This is a genomic window from Mycolicibacterium llatzerense (assembly GCF_000878195.1).
Lineage (GTDB): Bacteria > Actinomycetota > Actinomycetes > Mycobacteriales > Mycobacteriaceae > Mycobacterium > Mycobacterium llatzerense.
In genome coordinates this window covers 18,816-35,148 of record NZ_JXST01000008.1, presented here as the reverse complement: position 1 = coordinate 35,148, position 16,333 = coordinate 18,816, and the positions used below count along the sequence as shown (strand labels likewise).

Genomic DNA, 16,333 nt, shown 5'->3' with positions numbered 1-16,333 from the left:
GGCGTACTTCACTCACGGCGCCCCCACGGCGCGCAAGCTGTTCAGCCCTCGGGGCAGGGCAGGCCGCTGCCATCGGTCCCTGTGCCAGCAGTTCGCGGCTCAATCATCAACAACCCGAACATCAATGGGCCGGAGGCGACCAGGGTCGCGACGGCGGCCGCCACGAGGGCCGTGACAATGCCACGCACGTTGTGTGAGCGTTGACCCTGCTGTATGGCCCCGACAAGCGTGATCACGGCCGCCGGGCCGATCGAGCACAGAGTCACCACCCCGATCCACCCGTTTTCCGGTAGGGGCGGCAAGTGGGAAGGGAAGTACCCGGATTTACAGAGCCCGACAACGGTCGCGTTCCACTGAGAATCCCGGTGGATTCCCCAGGTCGTCAACCCGAGATCGATCATGAGCACGGCTAGGCCGGCGAGCATCAACCATCTGGGGCCGCGCAACCGCGGGGGTGAAATCGCATGCATCATGTTGTCAGTCACCTTGATGGCCCTTGGTCAAACGGCGCGGTAACGCTTGACTGCGAACCCGCAGTAGCCGCAGGTCTTGACTCCGGCCTTCACCCACCGCTTGCAGCGTGGGCAGTTGTCATTGGTGGTGGGCACGGCGCCGTACCCTGAAACTATTGGGGTAGACGAAGATTGATCGTCGGCGTCGACTGGGCGCCGGGCGAGAAGTAGCGAGCCGACCAAAGCAACAGCGACGCCTATCGCGGCGATCGCATGCGGTAGCAACGACAACCCAGGACCTATAGCGCTCGACAGCGCCGCGCCGACCAGGATCGGAACGCTGCTCAGGACACACACCGCGACAGGCAGCACCGCTGCTCGGTGGTTGCCGCGGCTCACCCACAAGGCACTGCCCGCGATGCCAACAGAGCTGGTGATGAGAATCCACCCGCCGGACTGCAGCCGCACGAGCGCCGCGGCGGTCATGACGGCAGCGGCGCCGAGGACGGCCAGCCCCAGGCCTACCCGGTTGATTACCATCAAGCCAGGCTATCTGGCACACGCGTCCCCAACTCACGCCAAATTGGCTGGCCGACAAATTGGTGTCAGGAGACCTGCCGAACTGGCCGGACAATTAACAAGGAGACTGTGACTCATCGGCCAGGTGCGGGGGATAACTGTCGTGGTGCACAACCGAGTTCGACGGGCATGGTGATCGCGCTGCCTGAGCCTCAGATCTGGCTGTCCCGCGGCTTCGCCGCCGCGGCAGCGCTGGTGTGCCTCAACACAATTCCTATGACGTCTGCTGCATCCCCGATCGGTGTATTGCGTAGCGGCGACATGATTCGGCCGCTGCCACAGGTGCAATCGATCGTCGGAGGGCCCACATTGCACACCAATCCCAACGAAGACCTCACCAGCCCGTGGGTCGACCACAGCATGGACGCCACACTGTCGGCGCCATGTCGGCACTTCGTCAACCAAGACGAGGTGTTCGGCAGCACCTGGTCGAACTTCGCGTCGGCGCGCTACAGCGGCTCGAGCAATATCGGTGTTCGCCAGAGCGTCGCCGTTTATCCCGATGCCAATACCGCTCGACGGACCTTCGACGCACTGAAAACTGCTGCACGGCAATGCCGCACGCACCCGTCACCCGACGTGTTTGGCGCCGGGTTCACCCTTACCGAACCGGAACCGTCAATGGTGCTGATCCAGTACCCTGACAGCGTCAACGGGCCAGGAAGCGTGGACATCGACGCGCTGCGTGGACGGGTGTTGATCGAGATCGGCGCAGCGCACTTCTCGACCGATCCGCGGATTGCCCAGACAGTGCTCACGCTCGTCGCCAAGAAAGTCCCCTAGATGATCACGATCATGAAGGCCTGCAAGACCATAGCCACGCTGCTCGCGCTCACCCTGGCTGTGCCGAGCACCGCGGTTGCCGATACTGGCACCAGCGGTGGCGCCACCTACACCGTCACGACCACAACCATCGACCTGGGCGACGGCTGGCACGTCAATGTGGGCCAGCTAGCGGGTGGCAATGATGCTGTGGCAACGGTATTCAACGCCGCTAGCCTTGCATCTGGGCGGACGATGGCCGCCATGCTCGATGGCGACGAAGTCCTGCGCGACCACGCGACCTTTGATTCCACCCCGACCGTGAGCTTTCGCCCGACGGCGGTTTCACAGGTGCTCCACGGCGCCTACTACCACCAGGGTGGAGCTCACCCGTTGGACTACGTCACCACCATCGTCATTGACACCCGCACCGCCGCGCCGATCACCCTCGGCGACCTGTTCACCGACACCCAGGCCGGGCTCAACCGACTTTCGGAACAAACGAAAGAGATTTGGCCCACGGTATACGGGGGACCGATGGGCGATGGGCCGGGCAATGCGCCTGTCGAGAAGAACTTCCATAACTGGATTCCGACTGCCGCAGGACTCGAAATCCATTTCGAGGACTATCAATTCGCCCACGGCCAGCCGGTGATCACAGTCCCATGGTCTCAGTTGACTGGTCTGCTGGCACCGGTCATGCAGGTTCTCGCCCAGTGATCGTCATCCACGGATTGGTCGACAACCGGCCGCGGGCGGCGGCCAACGTCCGTCTGAATCCCCGTGGCTAAGAAGTCAACTGCTCACCCACATGTGGAACCTACGCGCATGTCATCGGTCAGTCAGGCGCAATAACTTTCAGCGCCGCGGCGACGTCCTCGTCACTGGTCGCCCAGGAGCAGACGAACCGGACAATGGGTCGCAGCGGATCCGGAGCGTGGACGGCGAACTGTTCCCGGACGCGCGCCGTGGTTGGGGCGTCCAGGATGACGAACACTTCGTTGGCCTCGGTCGGTGCGGCCAGTGGCAGCCCCGCCTCCGCCATCCCGGCGCTCAAGGTCGCAGCCATGCGGTTGGCGTGGGCCGCGCTCTGCAACCAGAGGTCGTCGCGCAGCATTGCCTCGAACTGAGCCGAGATGAAGCGGTGCTTGCTGGCGAGGTGACCTATCTGCTTCTGGACGAACCGAATTCCGGGGAAATGTTCGGGTCGGCGCACCAGCACAGCGTCGCCGAACAGCATGCCGTTCTTGGTGCCGCCGACGGTGACGATGTCGGCGTCCCCGATGGCGTCGCGCGGATGGACGTCCAGCGCGGCAATGGCATTGGCGATGCGCGAGCCGTCCACGTGGACCAGCAGGTCGTGCTGGTGGGCGTAGTCGATGAACTGCGCTAGTGCGGCGGGTGACCAGACGCGGCCGTTCTCGGTCGACTGGGTGATGGTGACGATGCGCGGCTGAGAGTGGTGCACCGGCCCGCGGCGGGCGATGTGCCGATCGAGTTCCTGCGGCGCGATCAGCCCGTCATCACTGGGCAGGGGAGTCAGCTGTGCGCCGGACAGTCGCACGGGTCCGCCGGCTTCGTCGAGCAACGAGTGCGCGATGTCGCTGCACAGAATCTCCTGCCACGGCTGTACCGCGGAGGCCAGCGCGATGACGTTGGCCGCGGTACCCGTCAGCGCGAACAGCACGTCGGCGTCGGGGGCCTCGAAGGCTGCTCTGAGGGCCTGCGCTGCACGTTCCGTGCTGGGGTCGGTGCCGTACGAGCTCACCGAGCCCGGGTTGGCGTCGATGATGGCCTCGATCACCCGGGGGTGTGCGCCAGCAGCGTTATCGGAGGCGAATGCGGCCGAGACGGTCGAACCCATGCGTCGATGGTCTCATCACGGCAATAATCCAGAGCGTGGAGGATCTACTGACGGCCCTGATCGCATTGTCGCCACCGGCTGATCGCCGGCTCAATGCGGTGATGCGGCAGACGTGTGCCGAGACCTTGGGCCTGGCGGCGTTGCCCTATGAAGAGGTGTTCGGGCCCGTCTCCGACGCCGAGCCGCTGGTGGCCGACTTCGCCGAGCAGTTCAGCACCGATGTGTCCGTGGTGTCTGTGGCCCAGCGAGGACAGCTCACTGCAGCCCTGGGCGCCAATAGTTTTCGCATCGTGGCGCTGATGTTCATTGCCGATTTCGTGCCGCGGGTGCGGGCCGGATTCGCCGCGTTGGGGCTGCCGCCGGTAGCCGACCCCGACGGCTGGGACCACGCCACCGATCCGGTGGACCTGCTGCTGAACCAGTTCGCCAGCTCGGTCGGGGCGCGCCGCGAGCTCGATCCGGTGATGACCGAGGTGGTGCGGCTGCGCGGAGCGGCCGCCCACAACTGCCGGCTGTGTAAGTCGTTGCGTGAGGGCACCGCGCTGGACGCCGGCGGCAACGAGTCCCTGTACTCCGAGATCGAACTGTACGAATCGTCAACGCTGCTCGACGAGCGGCAGAAGGCGGCGCTGCGCTATGTCGACGCCCTGGTCTGGACGCCGTCGCGGATTCCGGCCGAGGTGGCCGCCGACGTGCGGGCGCACTTCTCCGACGCTGAGGCCACCGAGATCACTCTCGACGTCATGCGCAACGCCATCAACAAGATCGCCGTAGCGCTGGGCGGCGACGCACCCCGGGTCGCCGAAGGCACCGAGCGGTATCTGCTGGGAGCTGACGGTCAGCCGGTGTTCTCCTGAGGCAGTGCCTCTAGACCGCTGACCGCTTTCGCGGTGCACGCCGGGGCGCGGGGAGGTGCGCGGCGACGAGTTCGCTGATGTGCTGGGAGACCAAGTCCAGCGGGGTCGTCGACTGCGCGGCGCGTGCCATCACCACTGCGCCTTCCATCGCGGCGACAATGGTGGTTGACAGCGATTGCGCGACTTGGGGTTTGATGCCCGCTTCGGCAAGTCGCGAGGCGATCAGTTGGACCCAGTCCTCGAACACCTCCGCAGCGGCGTCGGCCGCCTCGGGTGCTTCGTCCCGGCTCGTCGCCGCCGCGACGATCGCGCACCCGCCCTCGAAATTCGTCTCGATGAGATGCTCGGCCCAAATCTTGGCGAAGGCGGCGACCGGATCAGGCTCCGACATGTTGTCGCGCAATATCGCCGCCAACTCATCGCCCGCCGAACGCGTTGCGGCAGCGACAAGTTCGGCCTTGCCGCCCGGAAAGTTGACGTAGATCGAGCGTCGGGTGATGCCGCTGGTGTCGACGATTCCGGCGATGCCCGTCCCGGCGACGCCATGGCACCGCATCAGCGACGCCGTCGCCGCGATGAGACGTTCGCGTACCCGCACGCCTTGAAATATACCATTCGGTGTACTAGCGTCGCGGTCGGTATACCGATCGATATACTGCGACCGCGTGCCCGATGATTTCGCTTGCGTCCGAACATCTGATGGCCGACGAGAGGACCAGTCCGTGACCGCGTTGCACGACCCGTTGACCCTGCCCTGCGGTCTGGTGCTGCCGAACCGAATCATGAAGGCCGCCTTGAGCGAAGCGCTCGGCACCAAGCGCAACGCGCCCGATGAGCGTCTCGAACGGCTGTACACCGCGTGGGGCAGTGGCGGCTACGGCCTGATCGTCACCGGCAACGTGATGGTCGACCGCACGCAGCTGGGCGAACCGGGCAACGTCGTGATCGAGGACGAGCGCGATCTCGACGCGCTGTCGCGTTGGGCCAAGACGGCCAAGAACGGTGGCGCCCCCATCTTCGCGCAGATCAATCACCCTGGGCGTCAATCGAATCCGCTCGCACTCGGACATGTCCCGGTCGCGCCCAGCGCGATTCCGCTCAAGCTTCCCGGTGCGGCAACACCTCGTGAGCTGACGTCCGGCGAGATCGAGGACATCATAGACCGGTTCGCGACGGCCGCCGCGGTCTGCGAGACAGCGGGTTTCGACGGCGTCGAGATTCACGGCGCGCATGGCTATCTCGTCGCGCAGTTCCTCTCGCCGCTGTCGAATCAGCGCGACGACGAGTGGGGCGGCGATTCGCAACGGCGGATGCGCTTCCTGATCGAGATCATCCGCCGCATCCGCAGCCGGGTCTCGCCGAGTTTCGCCGTTGCGCTCAAACTCAATTCAGCGGACTTCCAGCGGGGCGGATTCAGCGAAGACGAATCCCGAGGTGTGCTGGCGGCGGTCGCCTCGGAAGGGATCGACCTCATCGAGGTCAGCGGCGGGAGTTACGAACAGCCTGCCATGATGGGCGCGGCCGCTGCGAGCACCCGGGCGCGCGAGGCCTACTTCCTCGAGTACGCGCGCACGGTACGCGAATTGATCGGTGATGTGCCGTTGGCTGTTACCGGGGGATTCCGGTCGCGCAGCGCGATGCAGGATGCCGTCTCGGGCGGCGAATGCGATGTCATCGGCCTCGGCCGGCCGACTGCAACCACCACCAACGCCGCCGAACAAATCCTGGCCGGTCACACGGAAGCTCTTACCGCGCACACCATTCGGTACGGCGTGCCGCCCGTGGTCGGGCGGGTCGTCAATCTCAAGACGATGGACGGCCTGCTCGACCTCAATTGGCACACCGATCAACTACACCGCCTCGGCGCCGGTCTGCGGCCCGACATCAAACGTGGGCGTTTCGCGACCACCGTGGCAATGGTGCGTCGTAACGGCCGCGCGTCCTTCGGGCGCAAGCGCGGGCTCTGAGGCTGGACGCGCTTTGGCGCGTCAGCCCTTGAAGTAGACGATCTGATGGGTGCTGGCGAGCAGCGCACCGTCGCGGGTCCACACGTGGGCGCTCTGGTCGAAGTAGCCGTCCGAGAAGCGGTTTGCGTGCGCGCTGCCCAAGACGTAGTCACCGCCGATGTTCTCGAGCTCGTGCCCGTTGGCGTGGAAGTACGTGGTCAGCGAGATCGTCCCGGCCGGGAAGAAGCCGCCGCGCCGCAGAAAACTCGCGGATAGAAGATGTCGGACATCGCGGCGAGGGCGGCGAAGTCGAGGCCACGTTGGTTCGCGTCCCGCACCCATAGCGTCGTCCTCGACGACTCACTGGGCTGGGCATCCTCTGCCGGAAAAGGATTTTCGACGAAGCGCATGTCGTACTGGCTGACCCACGGCAGAGGCGGGCCGCTGATGGCGAGTCCCTCGGGTCCCGGCACGCTCGGCATCCGCGACTCGTCGTCCGACCACGTATCCCGCCGGATGCCGAAGACCATGGTGGCCGTCGTCTTGATGTCGCCGTCTTGGCTGAGTTCGGCGATCCAGTGCTGGTTGGTCCGGTTGGTGCGGGCGGGCTTCAGCGTGATGTCGAACTCACCGTCGGCGATGGGCGCCGCGTAGTTGACGGTGAGGGCCAACGGTTCACCGATGCGGTCCGGCCGCAGTTCGACCGCATGCAACAGTGTCGCGGCCGTGACCCCGCCGAACGGGCCGACCATGTTCGCCCAGTCCGGCTGGGTGCAGCCGCGCATGCGGGTGTCATCGATGGGCTGCAAGTCCAGGGCTTGGTCGAGCGAGTGAGAACTGGTCACGTTCAACATGATGCCTGGCGCCGGTCGCGTGCCCGCCGTCAGTGTGTGGCGGCGCGGCTGGATACCTTGCCGGCGGCGTCGGCGCGGAAGAGCGCGTCGTTGTAGTGGCAGCCCGCCGGAATCCACCCGAACGTCTTTTCCTCGGCGAACTTGTAGTACAGGACCCTGCGCCCGGCATCCGGCGCGGTCGGCGGGGGAGTGCTGTGCATGATGTCGCCGTAATGCAGGGTGAGATCGCCGGGTTCGGTGTCGAGCTTGACGACGGGGAGGTCGCCCTCGTGCCCCCATTGGAGCCAGTGCTTGGTGTAGCGGTGCGACCCGGCCAGCACCATCAACTGGCCGTTGTCCGCGTTGGCCTGATCGAGCTGGATACCCGCCTGGATGAGTGGGCACATGACGGGGTGCCCGCCGATGCCGTCATCGACGTGCCAGCCCAGATCACCGTCACCCTTGACCACATCGGAGTTCTTGATGAAAACCATTGGCCCGTCGAGCCGGTCGTCGCAGACCCGGAGTTCAGGGCCCGCCAGTCGGGCGTACGCAGTGGTTCGAGGTTCGGCGCACAGCGCTTGGAGGACGTCGGAGTAGCGGCCCAGATAGTTGATGCGCGTGACGATTTCGGATCCGCTTGAGTTCAGCGACCACCACGAGAACGGGTCGCCCGGCGTACTCATGGCTCGGACTTTCTCGACTTCCGCGCCCCAGGCGGCGATCTCGTCGGGGCTGTAGACGCCGCGGATGTGCAGGTAGCCGGCGACGTTGAAGAAGTGGCGCAGGTCGTCGATGTCGTCGTCGGCGGTGAAGGTGTGGTTCAGATCGAGCGGCCGGCCGTCCCGGTCGATGAGCGTGTCCCGCACCGCAGCGGTGTAGATCGGGGTGCCGCTCAGCAGGGTCTGGATGGCGGGCTCCCAGCGCTGCCAGTCCGGCAGCGTGCCGCGAACCAGGCGCGCCCGGCCGGTGCGGACGGCGCCGGACGCTGACAGCAGTCGGTGCAGGAAGGCCGAGAACGTGGTCTCGTCGAACTCGATCAGGGTGGGGGCGTTGGTGTCGCCTGCGCTGGTTTCCACTCCGGTCGGCGTCGCGCGCCAGGTGAACGCCTTCCCGTCGGGGAGCTGGAAGGCGAGCGGCGGGACACCGGCGAGGTCGTCGACGACGAGGGCGCCGTGTCGGGCGTTGAGCGCGGGCAGATCGCGGGTATGGAACGCGTCGAACGAATGCTGCGGAAACGACGCCGCGATGGCATCGACCCACGGAAGACCAGTGCCCAACTCGTCGGTCGCCATTGTGTCCCTTCGTGTTCCAGCCAAAGATACGGGTGCCGGCACCCGCCCCAAGAGCCGTTCAGCTGTCGAACGGTGCCATATGTACCGCGAGCGTCATGCCGCAGCGCCGGGCCAGCCCGAAGCGTCCCTCCGGGACCGCTCGCGCCTCGGCAATGATGATGTCGCTCAGGCCGCGTTTGAAGCCTGGCCCGCGGGGGTGTCGGCGCAGCACCTCTTCGATGTTGTGGGGCGCGACGTCCCACGCACGCAAGCCGGCGCCGTCGACCATCGCGCCGTACTGCGTGTAATACGCGATCGCTCCGTCGCGCTCGACAGTCGCACCGGGGGTGGTGTGGCAGCAGATGCCGTCGGCGATCAGATCGGCGCGGACGGGGTCGAGACCTGCGGCCCGCGCGCAGGCCAGCGCGCGCTCCGCGCCGCGGATCGTGAAGTCTTCGCCCGCCACCGTGCTCATCGCTCCCCAGTCGTGGACCAGCGCGGCGCAGTAGAACAGCTCACGATCGAGCGGTTGCCGGTCCAGCGCGGCCAACGCCATGCCCCACAGCCAGGTCCGGTACGAGTGCGCGGCCAGCAGATCGGACTGTTCTGCGCAGGCCGACTCGGCCTCACGGGCGAGCCGGGAGTCGGGCGCCACGAAATCGCGGACGTCGATGTCTGCCGCACCGTCGGGCAATCTGCCCAGCGCGAGCTTCAGGCGGCCGACGGCGTTGACCACCTGAGTGGCCGCGATGGCGCCGATCAGCCGGCGTCGCTCGGCCCCGGTGAGAGTGCCGCGGGTGCGCCGGGCCCAGGCGAGGCCGCCGAGCCGGTTGGGGTCTGGAGTGCTCACCGCTCACCGCGTCCTGTCGATCCACTGACCAATCGGTCTGTTGCACCGTAACGCCGCGGGCGTTGGCCCGACCAGTCCGATCTGTTCCAGCGGAGGCATGGGAACATGGTGGCCGCGATCTTCGCGAAGGGGCGGTAGCTCAGTTGGTTAGAGCCGGGGACTCATAATCCCTTGGTCGCGGGTTCGAGCCCCGCCCGCCCTACTCAAAGCGCCTGGTAGATGACCCGAACGGGGTATTTCGGTGCCCCGCTCACACCCGTCGCCCCGGCGTTGCCCCGGCGACTGAGGGCCGCCGGACCCGCTACCCGATTGGTCGCCGGTTCAAGCCCGGCCAGGGGCAGAACACTCCGAATCGCACTGGTGAGCGGCACACGGATCGCGACACGCCGAGAGCTGTCGGGGCCGGCCAATACCCTGTGAGCCATGAGTGCAGTAGTGGCCGACGATCTGCGGATGCGCGATGAACTTGGGAAGCAGTTGCGCTTCCTAGCGCGATCCGCGAAGGCGTACGACGAGGGGGATGAGGAGGAAGCGGTACGCATGGCGACGGTGATGCGCGTGCTATTTCACGACACCCAGATGAGCACCTCGCTGATGACGCATCTTGCGATGCGCGACTGCACTGTACTGGCGACTCCCACCACGCACTTCGCGGATTGGAGAGACTTGCTTGCCGTGAAGATTGACGTCAATTCGCCGACTCCAACCTCACTGCTCCCAAGGCTGGACCTTCAATTGGTCGAAGTGCCGTTCGCTACCTGGTGGGATTCAGACTCCATCAAAGCCAAGGCGGCGGTTTCGCGGCGGCGGATCATCACCAACGCCGCCAACAAGGATGGCGGCGCTCACGTTGATCGGAAACTGGAGCGCTTCTACACCGAGCTCATGCATGGCGATTGGTCCATCGGGATTACGGGCGACATGACCTATGACGGGCCAGCTCCGTTCGAGCAAGGCGTGATGCAGTGGCCGAAAAACGGACACCTGGCGATGCTCCGGCAGTTCGCATACGAGGTCTTGTCTACTGCGCAGCATTTTGGTTGGTCCGATGACGCACCTTTGGCGTGAAGGGCCCAAACTTTTTTGCTGAATTCTGCAAGTCAGCTGTGCGTAGACGCGCGAAGATTCCAGACGTGAACGACAACAAGGGCGAGGTTCAGCTCCCGTGGCTTGAGCATCCACTCGATTCGCCGTTCTGGATGGTTCTGATTTTCGCGGTGACGATGTGGCTCGCGACAGCGTTCGCTGCGTTCGTCGTTGCGCCCAGAGACCGACCGTGGTCGTTCTTCTGGTGCACGCTGTTGCTGCTAGGACCGCTCCGCATCGCCTTGGCGCTCGTTGCGCACGCCAGGCCGAAGCCCGAAGTGGCCGTGAACTAATGGGGGGACAGATGGTGCGAATCATCAGCGCGGGACTTGCCGCGGGGGTCGTGGTGGCAATTTCGGTCTCCCCGCTAGCGCGAGCGGACGACAATTTTGACCTGTTCATGTTCAACTGCGGGCGGGTGTCGACGGCGACACCTCAGCTATGCAAGGACACCTGGAACATGGTTCGGGACAATTGGTGCCGCAACGCGGTGGTGGAGTACCTGGATAGTCGCGGTGTGGGGTTCGGCGACGACCGCCAGATGTTCAACTACGCCACTGAAATTCAACGCGGCAACGTTCCGCTGGACGTGTGTTAGCGCTGGGGCTCAACCGGGGCGGGCTCTGAAAGGAACCCGATGGCGCGGGCGGGACGTACCCGCCCCGGCGGAGGTCTAGGGTTCGCCGTCCGGTACCCCGGCGCAGCCGCCGCATGTTGCGGCGCTACCCGAGCCCACGGCCCCGGCCAAGGTGGAGCCGGTGACGGCACTGCCGAGCAATGTCGTGAGTCTCTTTGGGCGGAAAGCGAATTAGAAGGGTGGCTCTTCGTCACTGCTGTCGGAGGCGCGAGCTTTCTCTTGTAGGTCTCGCAAGTATCGCTCGGCGGACTCACGTGTACGCAACAGCCGCACACTCTGGGGGCGAAACCTGACTCGGTCACCGTTTTCGAAGTGAGCGATGATCCCTTCCTCGCCAATTGACTCGACTTCACCAATGCCGCGGCTAGTGGTGGCGACGTAACGGACCGGAGGACTCGGTGGTTCATCCTCGGTCTCAGGTTTGGATCTTGGTGGCGATGAGCCGACGTTTTCGGCGATGCCTTCGACGATGCGCTGAACCGTCACGATACCTCCAGACAGCATGCGTTGCCGGCGTTCGACCGTTCGTATCCGCTCCAGCACTTCCTCCATGACCTGTTCAGGTGTACGTGGAATGGCAGCGTCGGAGTCGTCGCTCGCAGGCAATCTCTGTTGCGCTTGTGCTTGCCGGATCGCGTCGAGTCGCTTCACCAGGCGATCCCAGAACGAGTCGAAGTACGTCCGAAGCTGAGTCTCTGCAAGCTTCGGTTCGGACTCGTCGTTGATCGAGACGACGAGTTTCCATACATCTTCTTGGTCGTTGAGGTCAGTGTGCTGAAAGTCGGAGAGTGGTCCAACTACGTCGCTGACCTTGAGGTCGAAGAGCACCGTGCGCACCCGGGGCTTTTCAGGGTGATTCGACAGCGCACCTGCTTCGAAGTTCAACCAGGGTTCGCGGACGTTCTCTTTGGTGAGGCAGATGACACCTTGGCCCGTCCCGGCAAGCTCCCGGACGATCGCGTCACGCCCACGTGTTCCCTTGGCGATGTCTTCGCTGGACACCCAGGGCGCAACCGAAGGGACGATCAGCGGTAACCATTCGCGGACTGCCAACGCCACTGAGTGACTCGTGTCCTTCGACCAGCTGATGAAGAGCTTCACAGGCGACAATATTGCCACCCAGGGGACCGACACCTCCGGGCGCCTGCCGCCCGTGTCGTAGCCAACTCAGAAACCCGGCGTTACCCCGGCGGCCAGGGGCTTACCGGAACCCGCCCGCGCTCCGACCGGAACCCGCCCTAGTTACGCCGAAAACGTTGCTTAGCAGGTGTTTTGCAGCGCAAGCCGCCGACCAGCGGCCTGGTCTGACACAACACCAGAGTGTCAAGGATTAACCGAATCTGATCCGTCAATCATCAACCGAAGTCCGACAGCCCTACTTTAGCTGGCGCTGGTGTAGTCCCAGTACCGGCCTATTGATCTGTTTGCTTGTAGATCTCATTCTGGTCCCATCTGGCCACTGAAATTGGCTATATTTGCGCAAGCCTTACGCAATCGAGTGGCGCAATGCTTGCGACAACTAATCATGCGCAAGCACTACGTTGACCTGCGCGAACGCGGATGGTGGCTGGTCTGGTGCATATTGGGGCAGGGTAGACGATTCGACTGAGATCGTTCGCTAGAGAGCGTTTCGCGTAAATCGATGAGTTGTTCGCGATCATCGGCCAGCGCGTCAATGCTGGGTTAATCTCGCCTGTACTGCCCCCGCTAAGGAAGCATGGTCGAAATGACTACGTCCACGTCGGAAACGCCGAACGAATCGGCCGACGCAGCGCCTCCTCTCAGTGGGTCGACGTCAGCTGAGGCGGTAGCTTTCGACTTTGACGGTCATCGAATTAGCGCTGAAGAAGCGTATCGTCAAGTCAGGGGCACTTACGAAGATTTTGCAAATACGATTAGAGATATCCTCACCGACACACTTAGACACGCAGGTCTAACAATTCATTCGATTGAAGCCCGTGCAAAAGAGCTTGATAGCTTCGGCAAGAAAGCCGCCAGTCCGCACGAAGAGGAACCGGAAAAACCAAAATATGCACATCCGCTGACTGATATTACTGACCTCACTGCCGCCCGTGTAATCACGTTCTTCCTCTCTACCTTGGATGAGGTGGATAACTTGATACGCGCCGAATTCAAGATCGAAGAGAGGAATGATCGCGGCGGAGAAAAGGCCAAGGAAGCGCGTCTAGGCTATCAGAGCATTCATTATCTTGTTAGGTTGAAGGAAAATCGCCTTTCCCTGCCCGAGTATGCGCGCTTTCGCGGGCTAATTGCAGAACTCCAGGTCCGAACTATATTGCAGCATGCCTGGGCTGAAATAGAACATGAGATTCAGTATAAAGCAGTCGACGTACTGCCTAAGGCTATCAGTCGTCGCTTCCTTGCTCTAGCGGGAATGCTAGAGATAGGAGACCGCGAATTCCAGGGCTTGGCAAATGACCACAAACAGCTACAGGTGGAAGCCCGCGAGCGAATCGCGACGGGAAACTTGGAGCAGGTAGAACTTACTTCGGATAGCCTGAAAGTGTTTCTTAACAAAAGGCTGGGTGAAGATGGTCGAATGCGCGATTGGAGCTACGATTTCGCCACCCGTATGCTAAAACACCTAGGATTCACCACAATAGAACAGGTCGACCATGCCCTCACGGGGTACAACGACGATCTCATTAGTCGAATAATTCACGGTGGCTCACGAATGGGGCAGATCACGCGATTTGAAGACGTACTCCTGACAAGTATGGGTGACGGATATAAATTGAATCATCCTTGGTCTGGTAACGAGACGACTTGGTTCGAAGCCAACTGCGAGCAAAAGTTACGCCGCTTGGAACAGGCCGGTATTGAAATCGGCAACTACGACCCATGGACCGACGTTTAAGCCGGCCTTCTATTTGGCCGCAGCATAGTAAGCCAGAATCTCTGGGAATCGTCTCGGTTGAACCGAGTGGAATCGATAGATGATTGGGTTTCTATTCTCCGTGTGGTCATCCGTTTTGCACGACTGGATGTGCCACGACGGTAACCTACGCCGGTTGGCAACTCTGCGAAGCACATCGCGGCGCACGCCGAGCTGGGCCTGCCACACAGCCCGATAGCGCAGAATCGACCTGTGCAGTTATCAGCGGCGGTGCGTAGAGCGAGTGTCCTCACCGCTGCCGACCCCGGCCGCATCCGGCTGCGCAGCGCGGCGGCAACTACCTGTTCGCTACTGGTCGCAATCGGCGCCATGCTGGCGTTCACCCACGCGGCGGGCCAGCCCATCACGGCCGCGATGCTCGGCGCGGTGGTCGCGATGCAGGCCTCTGCTGCGGTCAAAGACCGCGATCAGCGCAGCCGCAACATCACCACGGTGCTGCTGTTCTTCCCGGCGATCGGCTCCATGGCATTGGCCGCATTCCTGGCGCCGCACGGGAAGATCGTCGACGTCGGCTTCATCGCTGTGCTCTTCGCCGCGGTCTGGGGGCGGCGGTACGGTCCGCGCGGAAACGCGCTCGGGATGGTCGCCTTCATCTGCTACTTCTTCGCGATGTTCCTGCGGACACCCGTCGACCACATCCCGGTGCTGGCCATCGCGGTCGCAGTGGGACTCGCCTCGTCGCTGCTGGTGCACGTGCTGCTGTTTCCGGAGCGGCCGCGCGTGGAGGCGCGCCGGCTGTTGTCGGCATTGCGGGCCGCATCGCTCTCGACGCTGGATGTGGCCACCAAGCGCGGTCAGGTCAGCGTCGACGTCGCGCGGCACCAACTCGACCTACTCGGTGAGACGGCGCTGCTCATCGATGACTGGCTGGATCGGCATGAGGCCGCGAAATCCCTCAGTGTCACCAGCAAGGACTTGGCGCTCCGCGTGTTCGAGGCGCAGATCATGCTCGAGCAGGCGGCGTCGTTCCTATGGTGGCTGGACCAGGACGAGCCGTGGCCGGACGGTCTGGTTGATGCGGTTGCCGCGCTCCGGATCTGCCTGGACAACAACCCCACCGACGATCAGCTGCGGCAGGCTCGTCGTATGGGTGCCGCGGCGGCGGACAAGGCCGACCTGTCGACGTCAGCCGGGGTGGCCACCGTGACTGCCTACCGGGCAATGCAGGCGCACTTGGCAATTCATCACATCACCACCAACGCCCGTGGCATCAGCGATGACGACATCGCTGATGCAGTGGCCGACGGCGACGACGGTCAGGACGCACCGTCCGGCCTGAATCCCAGCACCAAAGCAGCGATTCAGGTCGCCGTGGCCACCAGTGCGGCAACGGTTTTGGGCAACATGGTCTCGCCCGATCGCGGGTATTGGGCAGTGCTGACGGCCTTCCTGGTGTTCACCGGCGTCACCACACGCGGTGAAATCCTGTCGCGCGCAGGCCATCGCATCGTCGGCACCATTGTCGGCGTGGTGGCGGGCGTGCTGCTCGCCGCCGAGATCGGGCGGAATCCGGGACTGCAGATCGTCGTCCTGGTGGTCTGCGTGTTCTTCGCGTTCTATCTGGCGACCGTCGCCTACTTCTGGTTGACCTTTTTCGTGACGGTCCTGCTGGCAATGTTGTATGGGCTACTCGGCAACTTCAGCGCTCAGGTGCTCGAGGTACGGATCGCCGAAACAGCCGTGGGCAGCCTGGTGGGAATCGCGTCGGCGTACTTCGTCTTCTCCACCAAAACCCGGGCCACGTTCGCCGAAAAGGTCAATGCCTACCTCGACGGGATGGAGCAGGTGATCGACACCGCCGTCACGGCGGTACTCACCGCGGACGCCGCCGACGACCTCGTCGCCGACACGCGCCGGCTGGACAACGCGCTGAAGGAAGCCGTCACGGCCGGCAAACCGCTTCAGATGGGCCCGTTTTCGGAGCTACGGCATGGGGTCCGGCGTCTGATGCGCGGTCTGCAGGTCGCAAACCGCTCCGCGCACGCTCTGGCGCGCGCGGGGGTCACCGCGTCACATATCGGTCCGGCTCCCGACGGAGCCGACGAGGCCCTGCATCAGGCGGTGGCGCGCGCCGGCACCGCGGTAGCCGGGATCCGGACATTGATTGCCGGTGACGACGTCACCCCGACAGAAAAGCGCAGCGATGCAGTTCTTTTCGATGTCGGCCTGCCGGAGATGCGGCCAGGGCCGGTGCGGGCGGCCATCCGCGCACTCAATGTCATCGACCGTGCCCTGACCGAGGTGACCATTCGGGTGTGATGCCGGCGTGCAGGCCC

At 63.9% G+C, this 16,333-nt stretch carries 16 protein-coding genes, 1 tRNA gene and 1 pseudogene; 10 read left to right on the top strand and 8 right to left on the bottom strand.

Annotated features, from left to right (window positions below; genetic code table 11):
- Positions 1 to 41 precede the first annotated feature (41 nt).
- Positions 42 to 485, bottom strand: a complete 444-nt coding sequence (locus TL10_RS07520) for a hypothetical protein (protein WP_043985169.1) — start codon at positions 483 to 485, stop codon at positions 42 to 44.
- Between the two features lie 15 nt (positions 486 to 500).
- Positions 501 to 992 (bottom strand): hypothetical protein, encoded by a 492-nt coding sequence (locus TL10_RS07515; RefSeq protein ID WP_131630701.1) that lies wholly within the window; start codon positions 990 to 992, stop codon positions 501 to 503.
- Positions 993 to 1,160: 168 nt separating this feature from the next.
- Here TL10_RS07515 and TL10_RS07510 point away from each other — a divergent pair, with 168 nt between their 5' ends.
- Together TL10_RS07510 and TL10_RS07505 are read left to right on the top strand one after the other, a co-directional pair.
- Positions 1,161 to 1,814 carry a sensor domain-containing protein gene (locus TL10_RS07510; protein WP_052506337.1) on the top strand — a complete coding sequence of 218 codons (654 nt, stop codon included), beginning with the start codon at positions 1,161 to 1,163 and terminating at the stop codon, positions 1,812 to 1,814.
- Positions 1,815 to 2,513, top strand: a complete 699-nt coding sequence (locus TL10_RS07505) for an RsiV family protein (protein WP_110788993.1) — start codon at positions 1,815 to 1,817, stop codon at positions 2,511 to 2,513.
- 118 nt (positions 2,514 to 2,631) lie between these two features.
- On the opposite strand, the gene TL10_RS07500 is transcribed toward TL10_RS07505, so the two are convergent.
- The gene (locus tag TL10_RS07500; protein ID WP_043985166.1) at positions 2,632 to 3,657 is read right to left on the bottom strand and encodes a threonine aldolase family protein; all 1,026 of its coding nucleotides are present in this window, start codon (positions 3,655 to 3,657) and stop codon (positions 2,632 to 2,634) included.
- A gap of 14 nt (positions 3,658 to 3,671) precedes the next feature.
- Here TL10_RS07500 and TL10_RS07495 point away from each other — a divergent pair, with 14 nt between their 5' ends.
- Positions 3,672 to 4,514, top strand: a complete 843-nt coding sequence (locus TL10_RS07495) for a carboxymuconolactone decarboxylase family protein (protein WP_423136061.1) — start codon at positions 3,672 to 3,674, stop codon at positions 4,512 to 4,514.
- Between the two features lie 10 nt (positions 4,515 to 4,524).
- On the opposite strand, the gene TL10_RS07490 is transcribed toward TL10_RS07495, so the two are convergent.
- A complete protein-coding gene (locus TL10_RS07490) occupies positions 4,525 to 5,112 on the bottom strand; it encodes a TetR/AcrR family transcriptional regulator (RefSeq protein ID WP_043400416.1) in 588 nt (195 codons plus the stop codon).
- Between the two features lie 124 nt (positions 5,113 to 5,236).
- Here TL10_RS07490 and TL10_RS07485 point away from each other — a divergent pair, with 124 nt between their 5' ends.
- Positions 5,237 to 6,481: an NADH:flavin oxidoreductase/NADH oxidase family protein gene (locus tag TL10_RS07485; protein ID WP_043400419.1), complete on the top strand. Its 1,245-nt coding sequence runs from the start codon at positions 5,237 to 5,239 to the stop codon at positions 6,479 to 6,481.
- Positions 6,482 to 6,502: 21 nt separating this feature from the next.
- Here TL10_RS07485 and TL10_RS07480 read toward each other — a convergent pair.
- The 3 genes and pseudogenes from TL10_RS07480 to TL10_RS07470 all read right to left on the bottom strand — a co-directional run bounded on the left by TL10_RS07480 (position 6,503) and on the right by TL10_RS07470 (position 9,417).
- Positions 6,503 to 7,305, bottom strand: a pseudogene (locus TL10_RS07480) (acyl-CoA thioesterase).
- Positions 7,306 to 7,343: 38 nt separating this feature from the next.
- Positions 7,344 to 8,588 (bottom strand): phytanoyl-CoA dioxygenase family protein, encoded by a 1,245-nt coding sequence (locus tag TL10_RS07475; RefSeq protein WP_043985164.1) that lies wholly within the window; start codon positions 8,586 to 8,588, stop codon positions 7,344 to 7,346.
- 58 nt (positions 8,589 to 8,646) lie between these two features.
- The gene (locus TL10_RS07470; RefSeq protein ID WP_052506336.1) at positions 8,647 to 9,417 is read right to left on the bottom strand and encodes an HD domain-containing protein; all 771 of its coding nucleotides are present in this window, start codon (positions 9,415 to 9,417) and stop codon (positions 8,647 to 8,649) included.
- Between the two features lie 128 nt (positions 9,418 to 9,545).
- On the opposite strand from TL10_RS07470, the gene TL10_RS07465 reads away from it, so the two are divergent.
- From TL10_RS07465 to TL10_RS07450, 4 genes are all read left to right on the top strand, one after another.
- Positions 9,546 to 9,619: transfer RNA gene (locus TL10_RS07465), tRNA-Ile, on the top strand.
- A 221-nt stretch (positions 9,620 to 9,840) separates the two neighbouring features.
- Positions 9,841 to 10,485: a hypothetical protein gene (locus TL10_RS07460; RefSeq protein WP_131630700.1), complete on the top strand. Its 645-nt coding sequence runs from the start codon at positions 9,841 to 9,843 to the stop codon at positions 10,483 to 10,485.
- Positions 10,486 to 10,550: 65 nt separating this feature from the next.
- Positions 10,551 to 10,796 (top strand): hypothetical protein, encoded by a 246-nt coding sequence (locus tag TL10_RS07455; protein ID WP_043985162.1) that lies wholly within the window; start codon positions 10,551 to 10,553, stop codon positions 10,794 to 10,796.
- An 11-nt stretch (positions 10,797 to 10,807) separates the two neighbouring features.
- A complete protein-coding gene (locus tag TL10_RS07450) occupies positions 10,808 to 11,101 on the top strand; it encodes a hypothetical protein (protein ID WP_043985160.1) in 294 nt (97 codons plus the stop codon).
- A gap of 210 nt (positions 11,102 to 11,311) precedes the next feature.
- Here the strand turns inward: TL10_RS07450 and TL10_RS29485 are convergent, their stop codons facing one another.
- A complete protein-coding gene (locus tag TL10_RS29485) occupies positions 11,312 to 12,241 on the bottom strand; it encodes a hypothetical protein (protein ID WP_052506335.1) in 930 nt (309 codons plus the stop codon).
- A gap of 625 nt (positions 12,242 to 12,866) precedes the next feature.
- Between TL10_RS29485 and TL10_RS07440 the strand changes: the two genes are divergently transcribed.
- Both TL10_RS07440 and TL10_RS07435 read left to right on the top strand, forming a co-directional pair.
- A complete protein-coding gene (locus tag TL10_RS07440) occupies positions 12,867 to 14,018 on the top strand; it encodes a GTP pyrophosphokinase (RefSeq protein WP_234711396.1) in 1,152 nt (383 codons plus the stop codon).
- Positions 14,019 to 14,249: 231 nt separating this feature from the next.
- The gene (locus TL10_RS07435) at positions 14,250 to 16,316 is read left to right on the top strand and encodes an FUSC family protein (protein ID WP_043985159.1); all 2,067 of its coding nucleotides are present in this window, start codon (positions 14,250 to 14,252) and stop codon (positions 16,314 to 16,316) included.
- The last annotated feature ends 17 nt before the right edge of the window (positions 16,317 to 16,333 follow it).